This is a genomic window from Candidatus Zixiibacteriota bacterium (genome assembly GCA_029860345.1).
Classification (GTDB): domain Bacteria; phylum Zixibacteria; class MSB-5A5; order GN15; family FEB-12; genus JAJRTA01.
The window spans coordinates 89589-102305 of the sequence record JAOUBJ010000002.1 but is presented as its reverse complement, the minus strand read 5'-3'; the positions used below and the strand labels follow the sequence as shown (position 1 = coordinate 102305).

Here is a 12717-nt window from a genome sequence, read left to right as displayed (position 1 = left end):
GAGGGCATTCTGCCGATTACTACAGGGACCGCCCATAAAGGGTGGTCCCTGATTTTTTTGGCTTGGGGAATATGACCACGGAAGTAAAGGACAAAAAGGAAGTCCGAATTGGTGACTATCTTGTCACCGGCAAGATCGGCCAGGGAGGTATCGCGGAGATTTTCCGTGCCCGCCAGGAGTCGCTGGACCGTGACGTTGCCGTCAAAATCCTGTTCCCCAACCTGACCACCGACCCGGAGATTGTCAGACGATTCGAGCGTGAGTCGATGGTCATCGGCAAGCTCAATCATCCCAACATCGTTCATGTGATTGATCGCGGCTCAGCCGGGGGGCGCTACTTTTTTGTCATGGAGTACGTCGACGGCACCAACCTGCGTGAGATTATCGACGCCGACAAGATAGGCCTGAAAACGAAACTCGACATGTTGGTGTCGGTCTGTAAGGCCCTCGACTATGCCCACAAGAACGGCGTCATTCATCGCGACATCAAACCGGCCAACGTGCTGATAGATCGCCAGGGTAACGCCCTGGTGGCCGATTTCGGTATCGCCCAGATGGTCGGCACACCCGAGAGCGAGGCGACTTCGACCGATGTTGTCATGGGCACTTTCGCCTACATGTCACCGGAGCAGAAAGTCAGCTCAACCAATGTCGATCACACTACCGACATCTACGCCGTAGGCGTGATGCTCTACGAAGTGCTGATCGGCAAGAAACCGATGGGTCGTTTCAAAATGCCCAGCGAGATCGATCACAATCTCGATCCCCGCCTGGACGACATAATCCTGAAATGTCTCTCCCAGGAGCCCAAAGACAGGTATCAATCGGCCGTGCTGTTGAAGGATGCTATCCTCGAAGTGATCGGCGGCACCGAGGCAGTTAGCAGCCCCGATGATCTGAGCTTTGATGATTCCGATTCATTCATGGGCAAGTGTCGCTACCTCGACACCATTAAAGAGACCAAGTTTGGCTCCACTATCTTAGTCGAGAACAAACTCAACAAGCGGCTCTATGTAATCAAGAAGCACAACAAGGGTGAAGCCGGGCGCAAAGAAGCCAACCTGTTGAAATCGGTCAAACATAAGAACGTGATCAACATTTTCGGCGCCGGCGGCGATAAGAAGTCGACCGTTGTCATATCCGAATACGCCCCCGGCGGTTCGCTGGCCGACCGGCTAGTGCGAAGATGGGAATGGGAAAAAGCGTTCGGGGTCATCATGCAACTGGCCGCCGGGCTGGATTTCATCCACAAGAACAATATCGTCCACGGCAATCTGCGACCATCCAATGTTCTGTTCGACAGCAGCGAAGTTGTCAAACTGACCGACTTCGGTTTGCCTATCCATTACGACGGACCCAACAAGAAAAACTGGTACTCGCCGCCCGAGCGCAAGCCCTCGCGTCAGGGGGACATTTACGGTATGGGTGTCATCCTGCATCAGATGCTGACCGGTCGCAATCCGAGCTATGATTCGGCCAGCAATCTAAGGCTCGACGACATGCGAGGTGAACTGCCGGTCGACATTTGCAATATTCTAATCAAGCTCCTGGCTATTCGCGTGGTTCATCGCTACAAGGGCGCCGAGGAGTTCATGTTTGACTGGTCCGAAGCCGAAAAGCGCAAACGCGACAAAGTGCAACGCAAGGAAGTCAAGACTGTGGCTGCGCCGCCGCAGAAAGAAACGCCGGTGTGGATGTACGCTACGCTCGGTTTGGGCATAGTCATCCTGGTGCTGGTTGTTTTGTACGTTTCCGGCGCGTTGAATTAGTGGCAAGCCACCCTTTCGCGCTACGCGCGTTGCTAACCTCATGCTTAGCTCACCCCACAACCTTACCCTGAGCGGAGTCGAGACCACAGGGGGTTCGGCATGCGGTTTTATTGGCGGGTCCACGCCGCGGCGCGCAGGCGAAGACGGACCCACGCTACTGAAGACTGGATTCTGGCCTTCGCCAGAATGACAACGGTGAGACGGCCACCCGAATATAACCGGTGCGTTACTCGCCGCCCTCCGGGGCGCGGAGTTCCATAATGCGGTTTTCCAAGAGCAGAATCTGATCCGGAGTCTTGGCCATCCGCACCAAATCGAGCAGTTCGTTGGCTGTGGCTACTTCTTCCACCTGCTCGTCAACGAACCAGTTGAGGAAGTTGCGCGTGGCATGGTCCTTTTCCTCGATAGCCAGATCAACACATTCGTTGATATTACCGGTCACCTGTATCTCGTGATCCCGGGCCGCTTCGACGATCTCCTCGACCGAGTTCCATTCATGCTGTGGTTCTTCAAGCGCCAGTAGTTTGACTTTGGCGTCCTGATCCAGTAGGTACTTGGCCATTTTGAGCGCGTGCGCCTGCTCTTCAGCCGCCTGCTCGGTGAACCATTGCGCAAAGACCTTCAGCCCCATCGTCTCTAACTCAAAAACCATCTGCTGATACAGCCAGAAAGAATAGTATTCATACTTGATCTGCAGATTGAGTCGGTCGGCAACTTTCTGTGAAATCATCATCGTTCATCTCTCCTGATCATCATGTTAAGTTCCATCACTGCTCACCTTGGAGCAACAGCCACCAATCTTATCATTTGTGAAGGAAAATCAAGGATTTCTTGCGAAAACCTTGGGGAGCGTACATAGATGCTGGTTGCAGCCCGAGTCTGAAGACTCGACCAGCACAAGTGGCAAGCCACTGTTTCGCGCTTCCCACGGTTCTGGGTGGCACCCTCAAACTCGTTTTGGGGGTGGCCTTGATTCTCCCGCCGCGGCGCGCAGGCGAAGACGGACCCACCCTACGGGGATTTCCGGCTTATGTGCGCGAAGGGCGTGAAACTGCAAGCACCACAGAATCCCACAGCAAGCTGTGGGGCACCCAGGCTGTCACAGAATCCCACAGCAAGCTGTGGGGCACCCCAACTCGAATATGACGTCGGTGGCTTGATCGGCCTGCGTGTGATGTTGTAAGCCGTAGGTCAGGACCCCTTGTGGTCCTGACATCCCGCGGAGCGGGATTCTCTGCGTATGAACTTTGGCGGGTTCGAAGACGGACCCGCCCTACCTTCTTTTCCCACAGCAAGCTGTGGGGCACCCAGTCTGTCACAGAATCCCACAGCAAGCTGTGGGGCACCCAGGCTGCGGCAAAGGCGGATCGACCGTGACAGTCACGGCTCGACCATGACATTCACGGCTTGACCGTGTTAGCTTTCGTTCAGCAAAGCTTCCATCTGATCAACCAGTTCACCGAACAGTTTGATCGTGCGCTCAACCGGTTCCGGATTGGTGATGTCCACACCGGCATCTTTGAGGATGTCAACCGGGTACTTGGACGATCCAGTGGACAGGAATTTCATGTAGGCATCGACGGCCGGTTTGCCCTTTTCGAGAATTGCCTGCGACAAGGCCTCACCGGCAGCAATCCCGGTGGCATATTGATAGACATAGTATTGACGATAGAAATGCGGAATCTTCATCCCGCTCATATCGTTGTTCTCCCCGATGACCAGTTCCGGGCCGTTGTACTTCTGATAGATGTCTCGATAGGTCTTGCGGAAGTAGTCGACCGAAACCGCCTCACCGGATTCAACCCGGTCATGCACGGCCAGTTCAAACTCGGCAAACATAACCTGAGTAAAAAAGGTCCCTTGAATCAGTTTGATATAATGATTGAGGATAGCCAGTTTTTCCTGTTTGCTTTCGGCATTAGCCAAGAGATACTTGATAACGAGCGCCTCGTTGCAGGTAGACGCAACTTCCGCCGTGAAAAGGGTCTGGCCGTGATAGATGTACGGCTCGGTTTTGTTGGCGTAGAAGGCATTCAAGGCGTGCCCCATCTCGTGGGCCAAAGTAAACAGATCGTCCAGCCGACCGCTGAAGTTCATGAGTATGTATGGATGCGATTTGTAGGTTCCCCAGCAATAGCCGCCGGTTCCCTTACCTTCCGTTTCGTAGGCGTCGATCCAGCCGGATTCGAAACCTTTGGTCAGGTCTTTGACATATTGCTCACCCATGGGAGCAAGACCCAACCGACAGATTTCGACACACTCTTCGTATGTGTATTCTTTGTCGAAAGTGAAGCCCAACGGAACCGACAGATCGTAGGTGTACAATGTGTCGAAGCCGAGTATCTTCTTGCGCAGCCGCGTCCACTTGTGGAGGACTTCGATATTGTCGTTAACCGTCTTGACCAGATTGTGAAAGACAGAGGTTGGTATATTGTTATCATCAAGGCTGGCATTGAGACAGGTTTCATACCCGCGGATCTTGGCCAAAGCCCAGTCTTTGTCCAACGATGCGCCAAAGGTCGTCCCCAGGGTGTTGATGTATCTGAGGTACGACGCCTGCACGGTGTCGTTGGCCCGGCTCCTGAGTTCGCGGTCGGGTCCTTCCATGATGCGCGCGTACCGCCCCCAGGTAAGACTGATGGTATCACCCTCACCATCGACCACCGTACCCAGCTTCAAATCGGCCGCGTCGATCATTTGAAAGATAGCCGAAGGTGCCCGCGCCACCGGTCCCAGGGCCGCGATGATAGCCTCTTCCTCCTGTGACAGAATATGCGCCTTGCGCCTCAGTTGGTCTTCGAGGTAGAACCGGTACAGTTCCAGTTTGGGCTCCTGCTTCATGAACGCCTCGACTTTGGCCTCGTCCAGGGTGAGCAGTTCCGGCTCGATAAACGATGTAGCCTCGCTCAATTGGGACGACAAGGCCTGAATTCGCCCTGCCAGTTCCTGGTACACACTCGAACGGTTGTCTTCGTCGAGTTTGAGGTAGGCGTAGACATACAGGTTGCCCTCGATAATACCCAGTTCATCCGACATAGTCAGACAATCATACAGCATCTTGGGAGAGTCACCCAGATGGCCCTGATACTGTTGCAGACCAGTCATAGTAGATTTCAACGTCTGGAAGTCCGCCTCCCAGAGATCGGGTGTTTCGTAAATGTCCTCGACACGCCACTTGTACTTGTCGTCGATATCCGACCGTTGTGGAATACCGGAATCGTCGGCAGTGTATGCCAACGAGGCCATCAGCAGCACGGCCCAGATTATGAGCAGCGCGCGACAGAGCGTTTGCGAAAGTTTCATCTTCACTCCTGAAATCAGTTCATTGTAATTTTGCTGTTTACACTCCTACCATTGACGCTTAATATAGACAACATGTTGCGTTCGATCACCTGATTTTTCGAAAGGGATTTCGTGGCCTTCGAAATTAAGTCCAGCATAAAACTGCATGACACCGATGCCGCCGGCGTTGTCTTCTTTGTAAGCCACTTTCGGATCGCTCACACCGCCTATGAAGAGTTTCTTCAGTCGATCGGCTGCGGTATGGAGCAGATAATAGGAGGCTCCGACTACCTGGTTCTGATTGCCCACGCCGAGGCCGATTACCTGCAACCGTTTCATTTGGGGGACAACATTTCGATTTCGGTTCGGGCCACGAAGCTAAAGCGCGTCTCCTTTGAACTGACAACTGACATCAAGAATTCGCATGGCGAGATCGGGGCCACGGTACGAACGGTGCATGTGGCTATCGAGAGAAACACGGGTAGAAAAATCGACCTGCCGGCGCCGATCCGAGCCGGGTTGGAATCGATCAAGTAATATCCGCCACAGCGTTCTCTTGGACCAACTTTCGGAACCTGCGCCGGTCCGGTTTCATCTCCCCCCCGCCGTCGGACTGAGGCCATTGCAACAAGCGAACCGGTATCTTGAACCGAGGTAGGTGTTTCTCCAGGTGAGCGGTAATGTCTGCAACAGGCAATGAAGTATCCGAACTAAGTTTCAGAATGGCTGTGGGTCGAAGACCGAATTCCTTGTCGGCCAGCGGCACCACCAATGCCTGGAGCACTCCCTGCAAACCGGAGAGTCTGGTTTCGATTTCCTCAGGGTGGATATTCTCTCCGCCCGAGACAAACATGTTATCGAGGCGGCCAGACACCGTCAGATTACCATCGCAGTCGAGGGCGCCGGTGTCGCCGGTGTGAAACCAACCTTCGTCATCAGTTGCTTTCTCCACTCTTTTTGAATTGAAATAGCCCGCGAAAAGGGTCTTGCCTCTCACCAGAATCTCGCCGGCCGGTGAGATGATCAGTTCGCGACCGGACAACAGCCTGCCGGATGTGCTCGACCGAGCCTGAGTGTCATTGGGTGCGCTGGTGGTGACCTGCGAAGCCATCTCGGTGAGGCCGTAAGTTGAAAAGACAGGCCAACCGCGGTCACCAGCCGCGACCATCAACTCAGGTCGTACCGGACCGCCCCCGATCAATACAGCTTTCAATCGTTTTGTAGCCGACGGTGAAAGTCCCTCTTGAAGTAACCGGATCAGTTGCGTGGGCACCAGCGACAGGTGTGTGATCTGATACCGCTCTACAGATTCGCCAATTTGATCATCGCCGGAGCCGACAACAACCGTCCCACCGCCAAGCAACATGCGAAACATGATGGCCAGTCCACCGACGTGATACAGTGGCAAAGAGAGCAACCAGCGGTCGGGAGGCGACACGGGGATGTTCTCGTTCGAGCCGATGGCACTATAGTAGTGATTGCCGAAGCTGTGCAGTACAGCTTTCGGCGCGGTAGTAGTTCCTGATGTGAAGATGACCGTGGCCGCACGATCTGGATCGACCATGTTCGGCCTTTGTTCGACATCCCCGACAGACGAACCCGGGAGGGTATGATGATCAATCTCCAATTGCCGTACCGACGTCGGGTATCCATCGCTCATACGATCACTTGTCGTTACCAAAAGGCGGCAGCCGATCCTACTGAGCAATTGTGCCACGGACGTTTCCGGCCATCGCGTACTGATTGGACAAGCCACCGCCCCGAGCCGCCACAAAGCATGCAGCAGCAATGGGTATGACAAGCAGTTGTCGGCCAACAGGCAGACCAGATCGCCCTGGCTAACCCCATCGGCTTGTAACGCCGTTGCTGTGGCCGTCACTTGTCGGCTGAACTCGCCGTAGGTGAGGACCGTATCGCGGCTTATGAGAGCCGGTTGATCCGGCCGGCGCACGGCTGCTCGACACAATGGACATTCGATCTCAGGCATCCGTGATTTCCTTGAATCGGTCGCGATTGATCGACTGGACCACGTCCGGCAGTTCGTCTATAACCACCTGACCGCCTTTTATCGTCAATGATGGTGTCAGCAAGTCCTCTTGAAAAACACCAACCGTGTCCAGACCGGTCGGTGTGTCGGTCGCGCTGTAGGCCGCCGCGATGTGTGCAATTATCGTGAGTCCGAGACTTGACTCATACGAGGAACTGAAGACCGAGGTTATACCCAATCGTGTAGCCGCCCGGGCAGAACGGACCGCCCGTTCGAGACCGAGTTGTGTAGGTTTCAGTACGATTGCTTTGACGCCCGGCCACTGGTGCAACTCATCCGGCGAGATCATTCGCAAACTCTCGTCCAGGGCCAGGGGTGCTTCCGTATCCTCAATGTCGGTCAAGCGGTGCAGCAACGAGATATCTGAGATCGGTTCTTCTATATAATCGATACCTATCCCCCGCACTTCGTGTGCAAACTGATTAAATTCGTGCCGGGTCCACCGACGGTTGGCATCGAGACGCAAGGCAGCATCCGGACCGATCAGGTCGCGGACCTCTCTGGTCAACCGGATATCGTCATCAACCGGTCTCCCACCAACCTTGAGTTTGAAAGCAGAGTATCCCAACTCAAGCCCTCTTCGCACCTGTGCCAAAACCTCGCCATGGTCCCCGGTCAAGAGTGCGTTGACCGACACTCTCTTGAGGGGCTTATCAGAGAGTAGCCGAGCCAGTGAAACCCGGCGCAGCTTTGCCGCCATGATCAACACGGCGCTCTCGAATCCGAAGCGCACCGAGGGTGCCAATTGGTAGCGGCCCAACCAGCTATCGAAACCGCCTGAGAGTTCTTCAAGATGCTCAGGTATCTCACTGCCGACCAGAGAGCTTCGCAAGAGCCGCAGTTCAGTTTCAACGTCGGTCTGGGATTCATCGCTGTAACCACCCAGGGGCGCCACTTCGCCAAAGCACACCGTGCCCGTTTCATCCTTGAGCTCAATGACACAGCCGTGCCGCCGGTGGTGTGTTTCCCGACCGATAACCAGGGGGCGCTTTAACGGCAGCGCATACTCATGCAGGTGGAATTGGGCTATCTTCACAACACCCAGCCAATTGAAAACAGAATAGTGTAGAGCAACAACAGCCGCCCGGTGGCGGCCAGGATGTTGTTCAACCGATGGCCATCTACCGTTGTCCATACTGTTTTGATCGCTGGAACGCATCCGGCCAGGGTGAGACAAGCCAACATCGAAAACCAGCGCCCATCGAACCAGACTACCAGCACCGGGGGTAGAAGACATGCAAAGAGCACAGACAAAGTGTACTCCCAGCGGGCAAAGGTTCGTCCGAGCCTGACGGCCAGTGTTCGTTTGCCGGCCGCTCGGTCGTTGTCAATGTCGCGCAGGTTGTTGACCACGAGTATGGCCACCGATATCAGACCGGGCGCAAGTCCGGCCATGATCGGGGCGAAGTTTATGTTGAGGGCTTGAACATAGTATGCCCCGGCAACGGCCACCGGGCCGAAAAAGACCAGTACGAACAACTCGCCGAGTCCGTGGTAGCCCAGCGGGAAGGGACCACCGGTGTATAGAACTCCGAACAGGATCGAGGTTAGTCCAACAGCCACAATCGGCCATCCCCCCCGCCAGACAAGATAGCATCCGGCCAGCATAGCAATACCGAAGACGACAAAGGCGGCCCGTTTCATGCTCCTTGGGGAGATCAGCCCGGCCTGTGTGAGGCGCGTGGGACCAATCCTATCGGCGCGGTCGGCCCCCTTTATGAAATCATAATAGTCGTTGGCCAGATTGGTCCCGATCTGGATCATGACTGCCCCGAACAAGGCGGCCAGAGCCGGCAGAATGACCATGACGCCATCGGCATAAGCCATCGAAGTTCCGATGATTACGGGTGCGACGGCCGCCGGAAGAGTTTTGGGTCGCGCCGCCGAGAACCAGAGTGTGATTTGTGAGTCTGTCATTTTATTCGCATTCAGTCGGAATAACATCCCCTCTTGACAGGGGTGGTCAAAGGCCGGGGTGTGTTCTTCCATCAGCCAAACACACCCTAAATCCCCTCTCGATAGGGGACTTTGAGAAATACTCGATCTGGCGTTCCATAGGGTCCTGGCTTAACCGGAGGGTAAGGTGTGACCCTGCTGGTCGTAGAAGCGCAGGGTCTCACTTGCCTGCGGCGAGAAGGACCCAGCGCAACATCAGAGTTACCCTGTGCGTAGTCGAAGGGCGAGGGTCCGACCACTACGGCTGCCGAGGGAACCTTGAAAAGTCGGGTTTGCGTTTTTGCACATAAGCATCGCGACCCTCCTGTCCTTCCTCAGTCATATAAAACAGCATAGTGGCATTTCCAGCCAACTCCTGCAAACCTGCCTGGCCATCACAGTCGGCATTCAGGGCGGCTTTCAGGCAGCGAATGGCCATGGGCGAGTTGGCCAGAATCTCACGACACCACCGGACCGTCTCCGCTTCGAGTTGGTCGAGGGGCACCACGCAATTGACCATGCCCATATCCAGCGCCTGCCGGGCATCATACTGACGACACAAAAACCATATCTCGCGCGCTTTTTTCTGTCCGATGATACGGGCCATATAGCTGGCCCCGTAACCGCCGTCGAACGATCCCACCCTGGGGCCGGTCTGCCCAAAAACAGCGTTGTCGGCTGCGATGGTCAAGTCACACATCAGATGCAGCACATGCCCACCGCCGATACAATACCCGGCCACCATCGCGATCACCGGTTTGGGACAGGTGCGAATCTGGCGTTGAAAGTCCAGCACGTTTAGCCGATGGACGCCGGTATCGTCGACATACCCGGCGTCGCCACGCAGCGTTTGGTCACCGCCTGAGCAAAACGCTTTTTCTCCCTCGCCGGTGAGAATGATCACACCGATCTCCTGGTCGTCGCGGGCATCGGCCAGGGCTCGCCCCATCTCGAAAACTGTTTGCGGCCTGAAGGCGTTTCGTTTTTGCGGACGGTTAATGGTTATCCTGGCAATACTTTCGGTCTTGTGGTACTTGATGTCTTCAAACGATGTGGCTTCGGTCCATTGTATCTCACTCATGTTACACTCCATGTTCAATCGTGCAAAAACTCTCGCACCAATTTAGCATACTCGCGCGGTCGCTCAAAGTGCACATTGTGTCCGCAACCCGGCACGATTTCCAGGGATGAAAACGGACAGCGTGTTTCGATCTGACGACCGATGACACAGAATTTACTGTCATTTCCACCAGCGATCAAGAGTATCGGAAGATTCACACTGGGCAGCTCGCTCCACAGCGACACCTGAGCACCCGTACCCATGCCCTGCAATGACATTTGGAGACCCTGAAGATCGTTTTCCATTCGTCTGGCAATCAACCGTTCCAGCCGTTCGGGTCGAGTGGCCATGGAAGCGAACAGGGGCTGTGCGTACCACTCACGAAGAAACGGCTCCATCGGCTGCGTATGCATACGCCGGGCCAGTTCGGCATCGGCCAGAACGCGTGCATACCAGACAGTCTTCGCCTCAAGACCGGGTGAGGCTGACTCCAGTACGATTCGTCGAAAGTGTTGGGAGTGACGCACAGCCATATACAACGCGAGCCGTCCCCCCATCGAGTATCCGAGCAGATGCGGCGATTCGATGCCAAGCTCCTGGAGCAGGTTCACGATGGCGGTGGCGACGCATTCCATACGATAGTTTTCTTTGTCACCCTGGACGACTGTCCGCCCGTGTCCCGGCAGATCGACAGCCAGAACTTGCAGGCCGGATTCAACCAACGGGTCGGTAATCTCCTCATCCCAGTCGTCGGCCGACCCCATGAAACCGTGCAGCAGCAACACTGCCTGATGCCGGGGGTCTCCTCGTCGCTGGTAGTGGAGTCTGATGATGTTTGGTTCTGTCATTTATAGCTCCGCGACAGTTTTGCCTGTCGCCTCAAGGATTCGGGTGTAGAGTTCACGAGTCTTGTTGCGGTCTGTCTTTACTTCGATCAGCGTACTCGGCGTAGAGTTAATGGCATCGCGGTAGCACTGTACAAACTCTTCAGACTTGGCCGGTGCGCGATAACTCAAGCCGAACTGCTCGGCACTGGCGGCGAAATTGAGGCCGTGCGGCGCAGCAAAATACGGTTCGAAAACTTCTCTCTTGTGGGCGATCGGCAACATTGAGAAGATACCTCCGCCATCGTTGTTGATCAGCACGATGGTCAACGGATGTTTCAGTTTGCCGACTATGGCCAGAGAGTTGAGGTCGTGCAGAAAGGCCAAATCGCCGATCAATAGGGTCGCCGGTCGGTCCAACCCGGCTGCATAGCCGGTGGCTGAAGCGATAGTGCCGTCGATCCCGCTGGCGCCACGGTTGCAGCCCGGCAAGGGAGCGTCGGAGATGCTGTATTGTGCGAAGTCGGCGAAACTGTCCATCAGCCGAATTGACAGACTGTTGGCCAGAAAGAGACCTGAGTTCGGAGGTAAATGTTGCGATATCAGCCGGGCCAGGCCGGGTTCGGCCGGAGCGTCGTCTTCATCGATGATGCGCTCTACGAGTTTTCCCACTCGTTTTGAGACACTCCGTAAATGTTTCTGGAATCCGCTTTCGCTTGAACAGGTCACCAGAGGCGTCAGTGCTTCACAGAAGGAGTCCGGAGTGCATTGGTATCTTCGCGTGACTTGATGCTGCCAGTCTTGCCGGTGTGGATGATCCGCTACATGCAGAAACTCATCGAACTGAGCCTCTTTAAGGAAAGCGCTCAACCTTTTTGACACCACTCGACCACCCAGGTGAACCACGACCGATGGGCGCGCGATTTTCCACAGGTCGGTTGATTGCAGCAGCAGATCGTAGTACGGTATAACCGTTTCGCAATCGGCGCCCAGTCTCAATCCTGATGAAATGTCCGGCAACAGCGGCCAACCAAGTTTTTGGGCAAGGGCGGCAACAGCCAGACGTTCGGACCGATCGTTCAGACGGCCAGCAATCAGAAGTCCCGATGCGGCAGTCTTGATAATGTCACTCACCTCGGCTGCCTGGTCGCCTGAGAGGGCTGAGCGCCGCTGTTCGTAACGAGTGATTGGTTGCTGCTGTGCTCGCCAGCCGGTTATCGCTGAGTTGTCACTGATACTTTCATCGGCGGACTCAAGCGGCAGGAACGGTTCACGGAACATGCAGTTGAGATGCACCGGTCCGCACGGGCTGTCGGTGGCCCTATGCACAGCCTGATCTATAGTGGTCAGAACGAACTCCGGTGGGATGCTTTCATCAGGACATGGCATATCAAACTGCCAGCGAGTATAGTCACCGAAGATACCTATCTGCTTGATGGCCTGGTTGGCGCCGCAGTCGCGCAATTCCGGTGGTCGATCAGCCGTGAGCAAGAGCATCGGCACCATGTCCATCGACGCCTCGACGACGGCCGGCAGGTAGTTGGCGGCGGCCGTTCCCGATGTACAGATCAGCGCCGCCGGCTTGCCGCCGGCGCGGGCATAGCCGAGGGCATGAAAAGCGGCGGCCCGTTCGTCGTGGAAGAGTTGTTTACTTACCGTCGGGTTTTCAGCCACGGCCACCGTGAGCGGCGTGGACCTCGCGCCGGGTGACAGGCAGAAATAGTCGACCCCACTGCGGACGAGTTCCTCTATCATCAGACGGCAGAAGTATTGATTGTACAGCCCGATACTGTCTTTCAT

At 55.5% G+C, this 12717-nt stretch carries 10 protein-coding genes; 2 read left to right on the top strand and 8 right to left on the bottom strand.

From position 1 onward, the window contains the following. Window positions 1–71: 71 nt before the first annotated feature. Window positions 72–1769 carry a protein kinase gene (locus OEV49_02555; GenBank protein ID MDH3889939.1) on the top strand — a complete coding sequence of 566 codons (1698 nt, stop codon included), beginning with the start codon at window positions 72–74 and terminating at the stop codon, window positions 1767–1769. A gap of 226 nt (window positions 1770–1995) precedes the next feature. Here the strand turns inward: OEV49_02555 and OEV49_02550 are convergent, their stop codons facing one another. Both OEV49_02550 and pepF read right to left on the bottom strand, forming a co-directional pair. Then, on the bottom strand, window positions 1996–2502 hold the full coding sequence (locus OEV49_02550) for a ferritin (GenBank protein ID MDH3889938.1): 507 nt from the start codon (window positions 2500–2502) through the stop codon (window positions 1996–1998). A 683-nt stretch (window positions 2503–3185) separates the two neighbouring features. Continuing rightward, window positions 3186–5072 (bottom strand): oligoendopeptidase F, encoded by a 1887-nt coding sequence (pepF, locus tag OEV49_02545; protein ID MDH3889937.1) that lies wholly within the window; start codon window positions 5070–5072, stop codon window positions 3186–3188. Window positions 5073–5183: 111 nt separating this feature from the next. On the opposite strand from pepF, the gene OEV49_02540 reads away from it, so the two are divergent. Then, window positions 5184–5588 carry an acyl-CoA thioesterase gene (locus tag OEV49_02540; protein MDH3889936.1) on the top strand — a complete coding sequence of 135 codons (405 nt, stop codon included), beginning with the start codon at window positions 5184–5186 and terminating at the stop codon, window positions 5586–5588. Here the strand turns inward: OEV49_02540 and menE are convergent. The 6 genes from menE to menD all read right to left on the bottom strand — a co-directional run bounded on the left by menE (window position 5581) and on the right by menD (window position 12717). Next, the gene (menE, locus tag OEV49_02535; GenBank protein MDH3889935.1) at window positions 5581–7038 is read right to left on the bottom strand and encodes an o-succinylbenzoate--CoA ligase; all 1458 of its coding nucleotides are present in this window, start codon (window positions 7036–7038) and stop codon (window positions 5581–5583) included. The two genes, OEV49_02540 and menE, sit on opposite strands and share 8 nt — an antisense overlap. Then, a complete protein-coding gene (gene menC / locus OEV49_02530) occupies window positions 7031–8134 on the bottom strand; it encodes an o-succinylbenzoate synthase (protein ID MDH3889934.1) in 1104 nt (367 codons plus the stop codon). Before menC ends, menE begins: the two co-directional genes overlap by 8 nt. Next, the gene (locus tag OEV49_02525; protein MDH3889933.1) at window positions 8131–9015 is read right to left on the bottom strand and encodes a 1,4-dihydroxy-2-naphthoate polyprenyltransferase; all 885 of its coding nucleotides are present in this window, start codon (window positions 9013–9015) and stop codon (window positions 8131–8133) included. The genes menC and OEV49_02525 overlap by 4 nt, the downstream gene beginning before the upstream one ends. Window positions 9016–9292: 277 nt before the next feature. Further along, window positions 9293–10126 (bottom strand): 1,4-dihydroxy-2-naphthoyl-CoA synthase, encoded by an 834-nt coding sequence (gene menB / locus OEV49_02520; GenBank protein MDH3889932.1) that lies wholly within the window; start codon window positions 10124–10126, stop codon window positions 9293–9295. A 2-nt stretch (window positions 10127–10128) separates the two neighbouring features. Continuing rightward, complete coding sequence (gene menH, locus OEV49_02515; GenBank protein MDH3889931.1) at window positions 10129–10941, bottom strand: 2-succinyl-6-hydroxy-2,4-cyclohexadiene-1-carboxylate synthase; 813 nt, start codon at window positions 10939–10941, stop codon at window positions 10129–10131. Next, a complete protein-coding gene (gene menD / locus OEV49_02510; protein MDH3889930.1) occupies window positions 10942–12717 on the bottom strand; it encodes a 2-succinyl-5-enolpyruvyl-6-hydroxy-3-cyclohexene-1-carboxylic-acid synthase in 1776 nt (591 codons plus the stop codon). It abuts the gene before it with no gap.